This is a genomic window from Priestia sp. P5_B4 (assembly GCF_056400385.1).
Map to the genome: position 1 here is coordinate 1 of NZ_JBFULJ010000012.1, position 16,403 is coordinate 16,403.

The 16,403-nt window shown below is 38.9% G+C and carries 14 protein-coding genes; 2 read left to right on the forward strand and 12 right to left on the reverse strand.

The genetic code is table 11. From position 1 onward, the window contains the following. Positions 1–289 precede the first annotated feature (289 nt). Positions 290–487, forward strand: coding sequence for a hypothetical protein (locus AC1DRF_RS03120; RefSeq protein ID WP_013059354.1), 198 nt, complete (start codon positions 290–292; stop codon positions 485–487). 11 nt (positions 488–498) lie between these two features. On the opposite strand, the gene ysxE is transcribed toward AC1DRF_RS03120, so the two are convergent. The 8 genes from ysxE to hemA form a co-directional block, all read right to left on the reverse strand. Next, positions 499–1,548, reverse strand: a complete 1,050-nt coding sequence (ysxE, locus tag AC1DRF_RS03125; RefSeq protein ID WP_477740324.1) for a spore coat protein YsxE — start codon at positions 1,546–1,548, stop codon at positions 499–501. 77 nt (positions 1,549–1,625) lie between these two features. After that, entirely contained in the window at positions 1,626–2,780 is a 1,155-nt protein-coding gene (gene spoVID, locus AC1DRF_RS03130) for a stage VI sporulation protein D (RefSeq protein ID WP_477740325.1), read from the reverse strand. A gap of 147 nt (positions 2,781–2,927) precedes the next feature. Next, positions 2,928–4,217, reverse strand: coding sequence for a glutamate-1-semialdehyde 2,1-aminomutase (hemL, locus tag AC1DRF_RS03135; RefSeq protein ID WP_477740326.1), 1,290 nt, complete (start codon positions 4,215–4,217; stop codon positions 2,928–2,930). Positions 4,218–4,233: 16 nt separating this feature from the next. Then, the gene (gene hemB, locus AC1DRF_RS03140; RefSeq protein ID WP_097824642.1) at positions 4,234–5,214 is read right to left on the reverse strand and encodes a porphobilinogen synthase; all 981 of its coding nucleotides are present in this window, start codon (positions 5,212–5,214) and stop codon (positions 4,234–4,236) included. A gap of 17 nt (positions 5,215–5,231) precedes the next feature. Then, positions 5,232–6,005 (reverse strand): uroporphyrinogen-III synthase, encoded by a 774-nt coding sequence (locus AC1DRF_RS03145; protein WP_427075328.1) that lies wholly within the window; start codon positions 6,003–6,005, stop codon positions 5,232–5,234. Further along, positions 6,005–6,937: a hydroxymethylbilane synthase gene (gene hemC / locus AC1DRF_RS03150; RefSeq protein ID WP_043976077.1), complete on the reverse strand. Its 933-nt coding sequence runs from the start codon at positions 6,935–6,937 to the stop codon at positions 6,005–6,007. Before hemC ends, AC1DRF_RS03145 begins: the two co-directional genes overlap by 1 nt. Positions 6,938–6,950: 13 nt before the next feature. Then, a complete protein-coding gene (locus AC1DRF_RS03155) occupies positions 6,951–7,784 on the reverse strand; it encodes a cytochrome C assembly family protein (RefSeq protein WP_025750612.1) in 834 nt (277 codons plus the stop codon). A 14-nt stretch (positions 7,785–7,798) separates the two neighbouring features. Next, on the reverse strand, positions 7,799–9,139 hold the full coding sequence (gene hemA, locus AC1DRF_RS03160; protein WP_013085134.1) for a glutamyl-tRNA reductase: 1,341 nt from the start codon (positions 9,137–9,139) through the stop codon (positions 7,799–7,801). Positions 9,140–9,468: 329 nt separating this feature from the next. Here hemA and AC1DRF_RS03165 point away from each other — a divergent pair, with 329 nt between their 5' ends. Beyond that, on the forward strand, positions 9,469–9,954 hold the full coding sequence (locus AC1DRF_RS03165; protein ID WP_013059363.1) for a LiaF transmembrane domain-containing protein: 486 nt from the start codon (positions 9,469–9,471) through the stop codon (positions 9,952–9,954). 93 nt (positions 9,955–10,047) lie between these two features. Here AC1DRF_RS03165 and yihA read toward each other — a convergent pair whose 3' ends face one another. The 4 genes from yihA to clpX form a co-directional block, all read right to left on the reverse strand. Then, positions 10,048–10,635 carry a ribosome biogenesis GTP-binding protein YihA/YsxC gene (gene yihA / locus AC1DRF_RS03170; RefSeq protein ID WP_013059364.1) on the reverse strand — a complete coding sequence of 196 codons (588 nt, stop codon included), beginning with the start codon at positions 10,633–10,635 and terminating at the stop codon, positions 10,048–10,050. Beyond that, positions 10,632–12,956: an endopeptidase La gene (gene lon / locus AC1DRF_RS03175; RefSeq protein ID WP_016765665.1), complete on the reverse strand. Its 2,325-nt coding sequence runs from the start codon at positions 12,954–12,956 to the stop codon at positions 10,632–10,634. Before lon ends, yihA begins: the two co-directional genes overlap by 4 nt. Before the next feature lie 259 nt (positions 12,957–13,215). Further along, positions 13,216–14,883: an ATP-dependent protease LonB gene (gene lonB / locus AC1DRF_RS03180; protein ID WP_029320070.1), complete on the reverse strand. Its 1,668-nt coding sequence runs from the start codon at positions 14,881–14,883 to the stop codon at positions 13,216–13,218. A 152-nt stretch (positions 14,884–15,035) separates the two neighbouring features. Continuing rightward, positions 15,036–16,301, reverse strand: a complete 1,266-nt coding sequence (clpX, locus tag AC1DRF_RS03185) for an ATP-dependent protease ATP-binding subunit ClpX (protein ID WP_013059367.1) — start codon at positions 16,299–16,301, stop codon at positions 15,036–15,038. Positions 16,302–16,403 lie beyond the last annotated feature (102 nt).

A 16,403-nucleotide genomic window follows, 5' to 3' on the forward strand; every position in this document is an offset into this window, starting at 1 on the left:
TCCTATTCACTGTATTTATGTATGAATTTCTCTTAATTATTCCTATTCACTGTATTTATGTATGAATTTCTCTTAATTATACTATATGAAAAAATGTTGAATCGTCAATAATCTTCTCCACTTTTTTACGATTATATTCATAATTTTTTTGTTCTGCTCTTTATTTTTTCATTCACTCGCTAATTTTGGAAATAAAATGAAGAGTCCGCTCAAAAAAATGAMACCATTTCTTTCTTTTTTCATATACTTACTTTAACCTGGGCACGTGGATTGAAAGGGGCATGTACAAATGAAGAAACGAATAAATGTAAATTCGTATCAGCTGCAGCGGTGGCTCAAAACAGCAGGAGCGGCTTGTGGACAGTTTATTGTTCCTTTAACAATTTTTCAAGGTATACGTACACTATTTTTCCCTACAACCTTTGATGTACTGTTGTTGGCACTGCTTGCCATACTAGCGGTTGCTTTATATTCGGACTGGATTTAAAAACCCAAGCGCTATTCGTTCGCTTGGGCTTGTGCAGCTGCTTCCGCTGCCATTTTTTTTTGCTGATCTACTTCAAATATTTTAATATTGAGCTGTTCAATGTTTTTCGTCAGCCAGTATGCTCGAATAAATGACTGCATATGTTCAAGCTCTGTTTTACTTTCTTTATGCTGCCTATATTGAACGATACACTGATACAAGGGTTCTGGAAACGCCAAATAACTGTGTAAAAGCAGCCGTTCCTCTTCTCTGAGAGAAAAATGTTTTTCATACGTACTAAACCACTCATAGCTGTCATAGGTAGTTACTGGGTATGTGCGAAGAGTACGGAAATAAAATGAGACCAAATCATAAATCGGTGAAGCATCTTTTGCATGTTCAAAATTAATAAAAAAACCATTTCCCCGTTCGTCATAGATAAAATGTTTAGCCGATAGCTTTCCATGAGATGTAACCAGCCGGATCTTTTCCTTTTCTTCCATTTCATCGTTCCACTGATCGAGCTTTCCAAAACCAAATTCAAGCGCTCTTGTCATTTCATAATAAAACGTACAGTAATGCAATTCAAACGGGGACATATAGATTTTTTTCTCGCATTCTGCTACATACTGCTTCAGCTCTTCCTGACGTTTTTCCCACGTTTCTTTCATCGATGTATAATGATTTTCTATATCTTCTTTTTTCACTTCTACTTCCTGCGCCGAAGCGCCATGAAGCTTAGCAAGCTCTTGAAATAATTTATGATATCGAATATCACGCTCTTCGGTCGGATTATTTGGGAGCCACGGCATTAAGTAATACGAGCCGCTTTCATCTGAAACAATGGGCTGAGAACGCTTTGTTTGATAAATAGGGACAAATCCCATCCATCCTTTTTGATACACGTTCTGCAGCTTTTGAATGAAGTTTTGATTTCGTTCTTGATGATTCGCCATTTCTTTAAGCGCAAATACGCCGGTTTTCGTATAGACTTTTTTTACTTTTCCGTAATCTTCGATAAAGTCAACATCTAAGTCATATTCTTTTAACAATACTTTGTAGTCTGCTACTGTCCGCTGCATCTATATTCTCCTTCCTCGTAAAAAATAAAGAAAACAGTTAAGACATTATATGCGTCAAAACTGTTTTCTTTCCGACTTTAACGAACGGGAATATTTAAGATGCTTCCTTCTTCCAGCTCATATTCATCTTCTAAATTATTCACTCGTAAAATGTTTTGTACATTCGTATTATAGCGGTTTGCTATCGTATCAAGCGAATCTCCGTCTTGAACAATACAAAGCTTCCACGTTGAAAAAGCTTCTTCTTCCCGCGAAAAGAGCTTTGTTAAATAAAGGGCGTTTTCATTTCGGCCGCTTTCATTTTCTTCTTTCCGAAATTCAACAATAATCTTTTCCTCTTCTTGTTCAGCTTCTTCTTGCTCAGCCTCTTGTTGAACGTCAGCATACGTATTCAATTCACTAGCTTGCGATTTTTCGAAGCTTTCTTGCTCTTGACGAAGCTGAAACAGTTCAATCACATTGTCTTCTCTTTCTTCCTCGATTTGGGCCTCTTTTTTCACTTCGACTTCAAATGGTTCATATGCTTCCTCTTCATATTCCACAACCGGCTCAGCACGAGATTCTTTTTTAAATACAGATGAAAAATAACTAGGGGTCTCTTCTGAATGCTCTTCTTCAATAGCCTCTGCCTCTAAAAGTGYGGGAGCTTTACGATAGCTTACGTCAAACTCTTGTTCTTCTTCTTCTTGAGCAACGTTTTCAGTATATACCTCTTCAGCATCGTCCACTTCTTCATAAGAGACGATGTGCTGTTCCTCCGAAAACTCTTCCTCCGAAAACTCTTCCTCTTCTTCTCGTTCCTCATGCTGTTCTCCGTACAATCCTGTGATGGACAAGTCAGCCATTAGCTGCAGCTGATTTGTGTCTGGCAATTCATAATCAAATAAATCAATAGATACATATACGTCTTCAATACTTTGAATACGATTTTTAGGAATGGTAATATCAACAGGARATTGATGTGATAATTCAGCCGTTCCGTCTTCACGGACAGAGATAGATTGCACTTGATTCTCATTTGTATATTCGCGTAACGAGTGCTCTCCCTCGTACGTTTCGTATTCACCTGTTAATTGTAATGCTCCTCGAATAGACACGTATTGGTCATATTCTTGAATAGATACTTGAGGCTCTAAGGRGATAGACAAAAGTTGTGAGACTTCCTGTCCTTTTTGAAACCATACTGATTCTTCTACGGAAAAACGCAGACATGATAAATTATCCTGCGACAAATTGTTCTCCCCCTTCCAACACCCGCCAGGTAATAGCGCGGTCATTAAAGATGTATGAACAAATAAATTAAAATATGTCTTTAAAACTAAAAAAGCTTACGGAATACTCCGTAAGCTTTGATATAAAAGTCAATCTTATTTATCTGTTTATCCACGTAACTTCGAAAAGGCTTTTTCAGCTGCTGCAATTGTATGTTCAATGTCTGCATCTGTATGAGAAGTTGATAAAAACATTCCTTCGAATTGAGAAGGAGGTAAAAACACGCCTTCATTAGCCATTTCACGATAGTAAGCTGCAAAATAATCTAAATTCGATGTTTTCGCTGTTTCGTAATTTATTACCTGTTCGTTTGTAAAGAAGAAACCGATCATTGAACCAGCTCGGTTTACCGTAAACGGCACATCATATTTTTCAGCTTCTGCCATCAATCCTTCTTCTAAGCGATCTGCTTTACGAATGAACTCATCGTAGGATTGAGGTGTCAGCTGCGTTAACGTCTCGTATCCAGCTGTCATCGCAAGCGGATTACCTGATAATGTACCTGCTTGATAAATCGGGCCGCTTGGTGCAACTCGCTCCATAATTTCAGCTTTACCACCGTAAGCACCTACTGGTAAACCGCCACCGATTACTTTTCCTAAGCAAGTTAAGTCAGGCATAATATTGTAGTATCCCTGTGCACAGTTGTACGCTACGCGGAACCCTGTCATTACTTCATCAAAAATGAGCAGTGAGCCATATTCTGATGTGATATCACGAAGCCCTTGTAAGAAACCTGGCTGAGGCGGTACCACACCCATATTTCCTGCTACCGGTTCAACGATTACTCCAGCAATGTCATCTCCGAATTCTTTAAAAGCATATTGTACGCTTTCTAGATCATTGTACGGCACTGTAATCGTGTTTTTAGCGATTCCTTCAGGCACTCCCGGGCTATCTGGTAGGCCTAACGTTGCAACGCCTGAGCCAGCTTTAATTAGAAGAGAGTCACCATGTCCATGGTAACAGCCTTCAAATTTCAAAATTTTGTTGCGGCCCGTATAGCCACGTGCTAAACGCAGTGCGCTCATCGTTGCTTCCGTACCTGAACTCACCATACGGACGATTTCAATTGAAGGAACGCGCTCAATAACAACCTTAGCAAGCTCATTTTCAATTAATGTTGGTGCACCAAAACTTGTACCAGATTCCGTTACTTTTTTTACTGCCTCAACTACTTGATCGTTGGAATGTCCGTGAATTAAAGGTCCCCATGATAAGACGTAGTCAATATATTTGTTGCCGTCAATATCGTAAATCGTAGCGCCTTTTCCTCGTTCCATAAAAATAGGATCCATATCTACTGATTTAAATGCACGAACAGGACTGTTTACTCCACCCGGCATTAATTGCTGCGCTTCTAAAAAAGCTGCTTTTGACTTTTCATAACTTCTCATGTGTAAGCCTCCTTAATTACTTGTCAGATAACCAGCGTGCTGCGTCTTTAGCATGATACGTTACAATTAAATCCGCTCCTGCACGCTTCATGCTAATTAATTTTTCAAGAACAATCTCTTTTTCATTTACCCAGCCGTTTTGAGCTGCCGCTTTAATCATTGAATATTCACCGCTCACATTATAAGCTACTACCGGTAAATTAAACGTATTTTTTACATCGCGCATAATATCTAAATATGATAGAGCCGGTTTTACAATTAAGAAATCTGCTCCTTCTTCGACATCAGATTCCGCTTCTCGAAGTGCTTCTAAGCGATTGGCTGGGTCCATTTGATATGTTTTACGGTCTCCAAATTGAGGAGAAGAATGCGCTGCATCGCGGAATGGTCCGTAAAAAGCAGATGCATATTTAACAGCATAAGACATCACGGGCACATCTTCAAATCCAGCTTCGTCTAGACCGTGGCGAATAGCTGCCACGAAACCGTCCATCATGTTTGAAGGCGCAATAATATCCGCTCCTGCTTTAGCTTGACTGACCGCTGTACGCGCTAATAAGTCAAGGCTAGGATCGTTTAAGATTTTTCCGTCTTCAATTACACCACAGTGGCCATGATCTGTGTATTGACATAAGCATGTATCTGCGATAACAACAAAGTCTGGAAAATTTTCTTTAATTTGACGAATACCTTTTTGGACAATTCCGTGGTCATGGTATGCCTGTGAGCCGACCGCATCTTTTTCAGCGGGAACACCAAATACCATAGCTGACTTGATTCCTAAATCGACTAACTCTTGGATTTCATCATTCAAGTAGTCTAAAGAAATTTGATCCACACCTGGCATTGATTTTACAGCATTTCTTTTTTGTTCACCTTCTACAATAAAAATAGGATATATAAAGTCTTCAGCATGTAAATGTGTTTCACGTACAAGCGCACGCATATTTACAGAATTACGAAGACGACGATGACGTGTAAATTGTAAATCTTTCATGTTAAAATCCTCCTTTATTATTCAAAACAACTAACCAACATATCTATCATACCATTTATTGTGTATGTGTCAGGAACAAGATGCTTAATTCCATATTCGCTCGCTGTCTGACTCGTAATAGGACCGATGCAAACAACTTTGGTTCTATTTATAAGCTCAAGCCAATTAGGAATATCTTTAACTGACTCGACAAAAAATCTCACTGTAGAAGAACTTGTAAAAGTAATGGCATCAATTCCTGTTTCTAAATGTTGCTTAACCAAGCGTTCAGAGTCTTGATTTCGAATGGTCTGATATACAACTAAATCTGTTACCTCACACTCTTTTAAGCCATCTTTTAAAACAGAGCGGGCTAATTGTCCTCGTACAAGGAGAACTCGCTCGTGATGTGACACATTTGCTTTTAACGACTCAAGAAGTGATTCCGCAACGTATTCTTTTGGAACAAGTTGCACATTAACATCATGTTTTTCTAGCAATTTTGCGGTTTTTTCTCCAACCGCAGCCACTTTTAATCTTTTTAAAGCACTCCAACTGATATTTAACTCTTGTAGCCATTCAAAGAAAAAAGAAATGCCGTTTTGACTTGTAAAAACAATCCAATCAAAACAGTCAATCGACAGCAGGACATCTTCCACTTCTTTTTCATTGTTAGAACGTGCGAACGTGAGGACTGGTAAGCTTAAAGGTATGCCTCCAAGCTTTTTAATCTGTGCTGCAAATGAATGAGCCTGCTTCGCTTCTCTTGTAATCAAAACTTTTTTTAAAAAAAGAGGAGCCTCATGACTCATTATTTGTCCAGCTCCTCTTTTACACGGTCAATTAAAAGCTTAGCTCCTTGAGATGTTAAGCGCTCAGCAGCTTCTGAACCGATAGCAACGGGGTCTTTTCCCGTAATTTGCTCTTTGTAAATCGTTTTGCCATCAGGAGACGCGACTAGCGACGTTAGCTCAATGTTTCCGCCGTTCAATATACGCCCATAACCCGCAATCGGCACTTGGCATCCGCCTTCCATCTCTTTTAAAAATACGCGTTCAGCTCTAACAGCACGAGCGGTTTCATCATGATTTAGAGCTTGAAGAAGCGATAATAATTCATGGTCATTTTCTCGGCATTCGATAGCTAAAGCTCCTTGTCCTACAGCGGGAACGCTTATTTCCGGCTCTAGGTACTGAGTGACCGTATCTCTCGACCAGCCCATACGAGATAACCCTGCAGCTGCCAAGATAATTGCATCGTAATCTTCATTTTTTAATTTCTCTAGGCGTGTGTCGATATTTCCTCGAATCCATTTAATTTCGATATCTGAACGCATAGATAGAAGCTGTGCCCCTCGACGCAAGCTGCTTGTCCCAATCACAGCACCGCTTGGCAGCTCCTCAAATCGTTCACCATTTTTTGAAATAAGCGCATCACGATGATCTTCTCGTAAAGGAATACATCCAATCGTTAATCCTTCTGGCAAAACAGCTGGCATATCTTTCATACTATGAACGGCCATATCAATTTCTTCATCTAACATGGCTTGTTCAATTTCTTTTACAAAAAGACCTTTACCGCCTACTTTGGACAGTGTTACATTTAAAATTTGGTCCCCTTTTGTAACCATTTCTTTAATTTCAAACTCAAAAGGAAGACCTTGTTTTTTTAACTGTTCAATGACCCACTTGGTCTGTGTTAACGCAAGTTTGCTTCGACGAGAGCCGACAATAATTTTTCGCATGTTGTCCTCCTAATTACGAACCCCAAAAGTGAAAATTCGATAAACTGCCAAATAAAAAGAAATTAATAAGTAAGACTAAGAACAATCCAATATTCCACATTGCGATTGCCTTTCCTTGAATACCTCTACGCAGTCTAGCATACAAGTAAGCGCTGTATGCAACAAACATTAAAAATGAACCTAACACTTTTGTATCGTACCAATGAAAATCTACGTATTTAATATAAGCCCATATGATTCCTAAGATTAACGAAAGCAATAACAGCGGTACACCAATTAAAATTAATACATAGGACATGTAATCTAGCTTTGTTAAATCTTCAATTCTTAGCAAGCGCTTGCCCCACTTCTTCTTTTTCAATAAATTATACTGAACAAGATACAGAGCGGAAAAAACAAAAGAGACTGAAAAAGCGCCGTAAGATAAAATAGCCATGGTAATATGAATGATTAATAATTCTGACACAAGGCGCTCCGACTGGACAGCAGTGTATGTTTCAAGTGGAGCAAACGTATGAATAGCCATAATTAAGAAACCAATCACATTTGTAAAAAACACCATAAAATCAACGCGAAACAGGCGATTAATCACAAGTGAAAGAGTAATTAAGACCCACGCGTAAAAATACAGCCCTTCAGAAACGGTAAGAATAGGAAACCTTCCCGTCTCAAACATTCGTAAAATTAAAAAGGCTGTTTGCAAAACCCACACAATAGAAAGTAACCAGAAGGCTATCGAGTTTGCCTTCCGGTTATTTTGTACAAAATCAATAAAATATAATAAAACGCTCGCCGCGTATAAAATCACAATCAATTCATAGATTCTGGTTAATTCCATATCAACCATTATTCAATCCTCACTTAAGACTGATAAGCTACTGAATGAGACGTAATCGATGTATGAAGCTGCTCTTCTTTTTCTTTTTGCAAAGCAACTTCCTGTTCAATATTAAAAATCTTCATGAACAGCTCTAAAGACTCTTCAGCATGTTTCTCTCCAGCCAATTCTTTCGCGTGTAAAATTGGATCGCGAAGAAGTTGATTAATTATACTTTTTGTATGTTTATTTAAAACTTTGCGCTCACGCTCAGATAAATCTGGGAGCTTACGATCAATGCTTTTCATCGTTTCAGCTTGAATGGTAAGTGCTTTTTGACGAAGTGCAGAAATAACAGGCACAACGCCTAATGTACCAAGCCAAGACTTGAAAGCAACAATTTCAGCTTCAAGCATAATTTCAATTTCATCCGCAGCTTTTTGACGCTCTTGCAAATTGGATTCTACAATCCCGTTTAAATCGTCGATATCATATAAAAAGACCGTCTCTAGCTCATCTAGTTCTGGATCTAAGTCACGCGGAACGGCGATGTCTACCATAAACAATGGACGACCTTTACGCGTACGCTCGGCTTCACTCATCATTTGTTTCGTTACTACATAGTCATTAGCCCCTGTTGAACTAATTAAGATATCTGCTTCGCTTAAAGCATGTTGAAGATCAGCAAATGGTTTGGCTTCTCCAGAAAAACGGTTTGCTAGCTCTTGTGCCTTTTCAAATGTTCGATTCACTACCGTTACTTTTTTAGCTCCGCTGCCATATAAATTCTGTACGGCAAGCTGACCCATTTTTCCCGCACCAAGAATCAACACATGTTTGGACGATAAGTCTCCAAAAATCTTTTTAGCAAGCTCTACGGCTGCATAGCTGACAGAAACTGCATTTGCACCAATTTCTGTTTCATGATGAGCTTTTTTGGCTAATGTCACAGCTTGTTTAAACAGCTGATTAAAAACCGTTCCAATTGTTTCTTCTTCTTGAGCAAGCAAAAAGCTTGAACGCACTTGTCCAAGAATTTGTGTTTCACCAATCACCATTGAATCTAATCCACATGCTACTCGGTATAAATGTTCGATGGCTCCATCATTTTCATAGATGGTTAAATAAGGCGAGAACTCTTCTTTATCTATTCCGAACCATTCAGCTAAAAATGCTTTTACATAATAACGGCCCGTGTGTAATTGATCAACAACAGCATAAATTTCCGTACGATTGCATGTTGAAACAATGATGTTTTCCAAAATACTTTTTTGGCCGCTTAACGTTTTCATGGCAGATGCTAGTTCTTGCTCATTAAAACTAAGCTTTTCTCTTATTTCAACAGGGGCTGTTCGAAAGTTTAAGCCGACTGCTATAATATGCATTTGTACATACCCCCTATAATTGAAATGTGCTTATTTATCCGAATTTGACGGGCAGTAACCCCTAAATTCCCAAAGAGCTACAGTGAGATAACTGCCCGTAAAATCCGGCGTTCTTCATTCTACTATTCGTAAAAAGCGGCGTACATTACACAGGTGTAAGCTTCGCCTTATCTCTAACTATTATAACATGTTCTATAAGTCATTCGAAAAAAAAATGTGAACAGTCTTTGAAAACATGTGTTAAGATATTAACTGTTATTCCGTAATAAATTGTATCAAAAAAGCAGCGTTTTATCACGTTTTCTGTTTTGAAACACCTGGAGGTTACTATGAAAAAGCAATCAATGTTTTTTGGTGTCTTACTAGTTGGATTTGGAATCTTTTTCTTACTGAATGAACTACATATGAGCATTGCAGCAAAGGTATACACGTGGCCTGTACTGTTAATTTTAATAGGAGCAGCCCTGTTAACTGAGTCTGCTTTATCTCAAGATCATTCAAACTTGCTTGCAAGCTACATATTAATCACTTTAGGTATTCATTTCTATGTAAGTGAACAAATTCCCTTTTGGCCTACGAATATTAGCATGGTCGTTTTTATGGTGGCCATTAGCTTTTTACTCAGTGCTAGAAAAGCCAAATCAGGCTTTTTCCAAGGCGGCACTCTTTTAATTATTGCCATTTTAATGATGTTTTCAGACCGTCTTAAACTATTTTTGCCAAAAGTTGAAGACGGCGTAAATTATTTAACAACCTTCTGGCCTATTTTATTGTTACTAGTTGGGCTATATTTATTATTTTTCAAACGAAAGTAATCTATGTAAACAAGTTAAAAAAATGGAACGTTTGACTCACTTCCTGTTAGAGTGATGATAAACGTTCCATTTTTTTAGATTCTATTCCTTTGTTTAGTGAGTCATGCGATACTGCAAAGATTTCCACGCTTTATCTTTTCCTTCACCTGTTTCAGATGAGAAATGAATTAATTCATCATTTGGATCTAAGTCCAGCGTTTCTCTCACTACTTTTAAGTGCTTTTGCCATTTTCCTTTAGGAATTTTATCAGCTTTCGTTGCAATAACCATAACGGGAAGGTCATGGTGCTTCAAAAACTCATACATCATAACGTCATCCTTTGAAGGAGCATGGCGTAGATCAACAATCATTAACACAGCTTTAAGCTGCTCACGATTTGTTAAATACGTTTCAATCATTTTCCCCCATGCTTCACGCTCTTTTTTAGACACTTTTGCAAACCCGTACCCAGGTACGTCTACAAAGTGAAGGATTTCATTAATTAAAAAGAAATTAAGCGTTTGAGTTTTTCCGGGCTTAGACGACGTACGCGCTAAGCTTTTGCGATTGAGCATCTTGTTAATAAAAGATGATTTTCCTACATTTGAACGGCCTGCTAACGCAAACTCTGGCAGGTTTTCTTTAGGATATTGTTCAGGGCGTACGGCACTGATAACAATATCGGCTTGAGTTACTTTCATTTTACCTCTCCTACTAGCGCATGTTCCAATACTTGGTCCACATGTGACACAAGAACGATGTCTAATTCCTCTTGTACACTGTCAGGGATATCTTCAATATCACGTTCATTATCATGAGGGATTAATATTTTAGTTAATCCGGCACGATGTGCACTAAGTGACTTTTCTTTTAAACCGCCGATTGGTAATACGCGACCTCTTAGTGTAATTTCTCCTGTCATTCCTACTTCTCTACGCACTGGTTTACCCGTTAGTGCTGATACTAGAGCAGTGGCAATGGTAATTCCTGCAGAAGGTCCATCCTTTGGTACAGCTCCTTCTGGAACATGGATATGAATATCATGTTTTTCATAAAACTTTTCATCAATTCCTAGTTTCTCTGCATTTGAACGCACGTAGCTAAATGCTGCCTGAGCTGATTCTTTCATCACGTCTCCAAGTTTTCCAGTTAGCACTAGTCTTCCTTTACCAGGGGACAAGCTTACTTCAATGGCTAGCGTGTCTCCTCCTACAGTTGTGTAAGCAAGACCTGTAGCAACGCCGACTTGATCTTCCGTCTCAGCCTGTCCGTAACGGAACCTAGGCTTGCCAAGGAATTCTTCAAGCGTTTTGGCCGTCACCACCACGCGTTTTTTCTCGCCAGAGACTACGATACGAGCTGCTTTTCGACAAATGGAAGCAATTTCGCGTTCAAGGTTACGAACACCCGCTTCTCTCGTATATAAACGGATGATTGCTGTTAACGCGTCATCGCGAATCTGCAAATTGCCCTTTTGCAATCCGTGATTTTCTAGTTGGCGCAGCAATAGGTGACGCTTCGCGATTTCAAGTTTTTCCAGCTCCGTGTAACCAGCAATTTGAATAATTTCCATTCGATCGCGCAGCGGCCCCGGAATCGTAGCTAAGTTATTGGCTGTAGCCACGAACATCACTTTTGATAAATCATACGTTTCTTCTATATAGTGATCGCTGAAATTATGGTTTTGTTCAGGATCCAATACTTCTAACAAAGCAGAAGACGGGTCTCCACGGAAATCATTTGACATTTTATCGATTTCATCAAGCAGAAATACCGGATTAATCGTTCCTGCTTTTTTCATTCCTTGAATAATGCGTCCAGGCATAGCTCCCACGTATGTGCGACGATGACCGCGGATTTCTGACTCATCTCTCACGCCGCCTAGAGACACTCGTACAAAATGACGATCTAGAGACGTGGCAATTGAACGGGCTAGGGATGTTTTCCCTACGCCAGGAGGTCCTGCTAAACATAAAATAGGGCCTTTAAGAGATTTTGTCAACTGCTGCACAGCTAGATATTCTAATACGCGTTCCTTCACTTTTTCAAGGCCATAGTGCTCATCGTTCAGCACTTGTTCAGCATTATGAATATTGAGCGTATCTTCCGTTTCATTTGTCCAAGGTAGCGCAATCAACCACTCGATATAATTTCGAATGACTGAGCTTTCAGCGGAGGTAGCAGGAATTTTTTCATAGCGATCCAATTCTTTAAACGCCACTTGTTTGACATGGTCCGTCATCCCACTTGCTTCAATTTTTTCGCGAAGTGTTGCTACTTCTCCTGTCTTTCCTTCTTTGTCTCCAAGCTCTTTTTGAATCGCCTTCATTTGCTCACGAAGATAATACTCTTTCTGAGTGCGTTCCATTGATTTCTTTACACGCTGTCCAATTTTTTTCTCCAGCTGCAAAACTTCTTGCTCGTCTTGAATATGAGAAATGATCGTATTTAATCTTTCCTTCACATCAGTTATTTCTAAAATTTCTTGTTTAAGCTGAATTTTTATTGGTAAATGAGAGGCTACAATATCCGCTAATCTTCCTGGTTCTTCAATGTCGCTTACGGTTGAAAGAGTTTCAACGGACACCTTTTTGGAAAGTTTTATGTATTGTTCGAAATAGTCTAAAAGCGTGCGCATCAGCGCTTTATCTTCTACATCAACCTGATGTTCTTCGTTTTGCTTTTCCACGTGCACAACAAAATATTCTTCGCTGTCTTCAAATTCTGTAACGGTTACGCGATTTAGTCCTTCTACCAAGACGCGCATCGTTCCATTCGGCAGCTTTAGCATTTGTTTAATTTTTGCTAACGTACCGGTTCTATATAAATCCTCTTTTGTTGGCTCATCGATACCCATATCTTTTTGTGATACTAAACAAACTAAGTGATCATCCATCATTGCTTTTTCTAATGCTTGCACAGATTTATCTCGCCCAACATCTAAATGAAGCACCATTGTCGGATAGACGATCAAACCTCGTAAAGGCAATAGCGGCATTGTCAATTTTTCTTTTTCTGCCATGCAATGAACACCTCCAATGCTCGTCAATTAAAGTATGTAAAGTGTGAATTCTTTTAACAATTTTATCTCATTTGTATACACATGTCTAACAATAGTAATTACTAATTGTACCATGAGAAAGAATTAAAAGGCAAAACATATCTTTTTAAGCTCTTTTCATAAAAAAACGCCTTTTTCGTTGGCTGTGTATAAAGGTTTTATACGCGAAAAAGGCGATGAATATTCATCTGACCATTAATTTTTAATTATCATGATAGAATTAGCTAGATTCTCTATTTGAAATAGCTGGATCTACCGACAAATGTGCAACATGCTCATGTACAGACAATAGCGCTTGTTCAAACACCTCTGTTAAATGATGGACAGGAATAATATCGATACCTTTTACCTTTTCTACCATTGCATTCATATTTTCCTTTGGCACAATCACCGTCTGAACGCCTGCTTGTTTTGCTGCCTTGATTTTTGGAATCACACCGCCAATTGGTTTTACGTTGCCGTGCAGACCAATTTCTCCTGTCATTGCTACCGTATGTTTAATTGGCACTTCATAAATCGCTGAGTAGATCCCTGTTGCCATCGCAATACCAGCAGAAGGTCCATCAATTGGCACGCCTCCCGGAAAGTTTACATGAATATCATACTCATCGGCTGGAACATCCATTGAACGAAGAACCGTTATGACATTTTCAATTGAGCTTTTAGCCATACTTTTACGGCGAATAGACTTCCCTTGAGTCCCTATACTTTCCTCTTCAACGATACCTGTAATAATAATGTTCCCTTTCTCTTTTGCAGGAATCGCTTTGACTTCAATTTCTAAAAGTGCTCCAGAGTTGGGCCCGTACACTGCTAATCCATTAATAAGTCCCACTTTTTCCTCATCTGCAATTTTCGGATCGTGCCTTGGAGACAGTTGACTAGAATGAACAATCCATTCAATATCTTCATTTTTAATGTCCGTTCGTTCCTCTGATATCGCTAACCCAGCCGCAATTTGCATCATATTAACCGTTTCACGTCCATTGCGTGCATATGTAGAAAACAGAGATAAACCTTCTTCTGATATATCCATTCTTACTTTATTTGCTGCTTTTTTTGCAACTGTAATAATTTCGTCGCGATCAAGCTCACGGAAAAATACCTCTACGCATCTGGAACGAATGGCAGGCGGAATTTCATTAGGCGTTCTAGTCGTCGCACCAATCAAACGAAAGTCTGCTGGCAACCCATTTTGAAAAATATCGTGAATATGTGTTGGGATTTGTGTGTTTTCTTCGCTGTAATAGGCGCTTTCCATAAACACTTTTCGATCTTCTAGAACCTTTAACAGCTTATTCATCTGAATAGGATGGAGCTCTCCAATTTCATCAATAAATAAAATTCCCCCGTGTGCATCTGTAACCGCTCCTTGTTTTGGCTGCGGAATTCCAGCTTGGCCCATGGCACCTGCTCCTTGGTAAATAGGATCATGAACAGACCCAATCAAAGGATCAGCAATGCCTCGCTCATCAAAACGCGCCGTAGTTGCATCTAACTCTACAAATACAGCCGATTGTTTGAAAGGTGATTTTTTATTTTTTTTTGCTTCTTCTAACACTAGACGTGCTGCTGCGGTTTTTCCTACTCCAGGCGGCCCATATACAATCACGTGCTGTGGATTAGGGCCGCAAAGGGCCGCCTTTAGTGACCGAATTCCATCCTCTTGTCCGACAATATCGGAGAAGCTAGACGGCCTCACACGTTCGGCAAGCGGCTCAGTTAAAGAGATGGCTCTCATTTTCTGCAATTGCTCCATTTCTTTCTTTGAATCCCGGTCAATTGAGACTTTTTGCGTACGTTGATTGCGTAATAAATTCCAAAAATATAAGCCAATGATGATACCAAAAAAGAGTTGGACCATTAAGGCAATATTCGTCCAGTTCATAGATAAACCTCCTGCGCAGTTTAGTAAGATAATTATCAGTTATTATCTCCCTGCAACAGTAGGAATAAACAAGATTCTAGTAAAAAGTAAAATTTAGTTGTGCTTCATCAACAGAAAAAAGCCGGGTACTCAATTTGAGTACCCGGCTTTTTTTATGCTGATGTTTTGCTGCCTTCTTGAATAGTAGATCCGTCTTCTAATACGAACTTAGGAGCCGCTTGATCACGAACAGTTTCACCTGTGATAATACATTTTGTAATATCATCACGTGAAGGAAGATCAAACATTACATCTAACATAATACCTTCAATGATTGAACGTAGACCACGAGCACCTGTTTTACGCTCGATTGCTTTTTTAGAAATTTCTACTAAAGCCTCGTCTTCGAACTCAAGTTCAACGTCATCAAGTTCAAGCATTTTTTGATATTGTTTCACTAGTGCATTTTTCGGTTTTGTTAAAATCTCAACTAGCGCTTCTTCATCAAGAGGCACTAAGCTAGCAGTAACCGGTAAACGACCAATAAACTCTGGAATTAAACCAAATTTCAATAAATCTTCCGGTAATACTTTTGCTAGTAACTCTTTTTCTGTAAAGTCTTGTTGTTTTGTTTCTGAACCGAAACCAATTACTTTTTTACCTAGACGACGCTTAATAATAGGTTCGATTCCGTCAAATGCACCACCGCAAATAAATAAGATATTTGTTGTATCAATTTGAATAAATTCTTGATGAGGGTGTTTGCGTCCACCTTGAGGAGGAACGCTTGCTACAGTACCTTCTAAGATTTTAAGAAGAGCCTGCTGCACACCTTCACCTGATACATCACGTGTAATAGATGGATTTTCAGACTTACGCGCTACTTTATCAATTTCATCGATGTAGATGATGCCTTTTTCAGCTTTCTCCACATCGTAATCAGCTGATTGAATTAATTTTAATAAGATGTTTTCAACATCTTCTCCTACATAACCCGCTTCTGTTAGAGATGTTGCATCTGCAATCGCAAACGGTACGTTTAAAATACGAGCCAATGTTTGAGCTAGTAAAGTTTTACCGCTTCCTGTAGGTCCAATTAATGCAATATTACTTTTTGATAACTCAACGTCATCAATTTTACTGTTTGAATTGATTCGTTTGTAATGGTTGTATACCGCAACGGATAACGATTTTTTCGCATCCTCTTGACCAATTACATACTCATCTAAAATGTCACGAATTTCTTTTGGTTTTGGTACATCTTTAAATTCTACTTCTTCTTCTGTACCTAACTCTTCTTCTACGATTTCCGTGCAAAGTTCAATACATTCATCGCATATGTAAACACCTGGACCCGCAACTAACTTGCGTACTTGTTCTTGTGTTTTACCACAAAATGAGCATTTTAACTGCCCTTTTTCATCGTTAAATTTAAACATAATTTTCACCCCTTGTAGTATTTACTAAAGTGCTCGAAGCTGATTTCTATCCGCGCTATAGCCCAACAACATGAACAACTCATCTATTTGTAGGTAAATGCC

Coding starts and splice junctions, on each gene's coding strand:
- AC1DRF_RS03120 (WP_013059354.1), top strand. CDS start 290: ATGAAGAAACGAATAAATGTAAATTCGTATCAGCTGCAGCGGTGGCTC.
- ysxE (WP_477740324.1), bottom strand. CDS start 1,548: ATGCAGCGGACAGTAGCAGACTACAAAGTATTGTTAAAAGAATATGAC.
- hemL (WP_477740326.1), bottom strand. CDS start 4,217: ATGAGAAGTTATGAAAAGTCAAAAGCAGCTTTTTTAGAAGCGCAGCAA.
- hemB (WP_097824642.1), bottom strand. CDS start 5,214: ATGAAAGATTTACAATTTACACGTCATCGTCGTCTTCGTAATTCTGTA.
- AC1DRF_RS03145 (WP_427075328.1), bottom strand. CDS start 6,005: ATGAGTCATGAGGCTCCTCTTTTTTTAAAAAAAGTTTTGATTACAAGA.
- hemC (WP_043976077.1), bottom strand. CDS start 6,937: ATGCGAAAAATTATTGTCGGCTCTCGTCGAAGCAAACTTGCGTTAACA.
- AC1DRF_RS03155 (WP_025750612.1), bottom strand. CDS start 7,784: ATGGTTGATATGGAATTAACCAGAATCTATGAATTGATTGTGATTTTA.
- hemA (WP_013085134.1), bottom strand. CDS start 9,139: ATGCATATTATAGCAGTCGGCTTAAACTTTCGAACAGCCCCTGTTGAA.
- AC1DRF_RS03165 (WP_013059363.1), top strand. CDS start 9,469: ATGAAAAAGCAATCAATGTTTTTTGGTGTCTTACTAGTTGGATTTGGA.
- yihA (WP_013059364.1), bottom strand. CDS start 10,635: ATGAAAGTAACTCAAGCCGATATTGTTATCAGTGCCGTACGCCCTGAA.
- lon (WP_016765665.1), bottom strand. CDS start 12,956: ATGGCAGAAAAAGAAAAATTGACAATGCCGCTATTGCCTTTACGAGGT.
- lonB (WP_029320070.1), bottom strand. CDS start 14,883: ATGAACTGGACGAATATTGCCTTAATGGTCCAACTCTTTTTTGGTATC.
- clpX (WP_013059367.1), bottom strand. CDS start 16,301: ATGTTTAAATTTAACGATGAAAAAGGGCAGTTAAAATGCTCATTTTGT.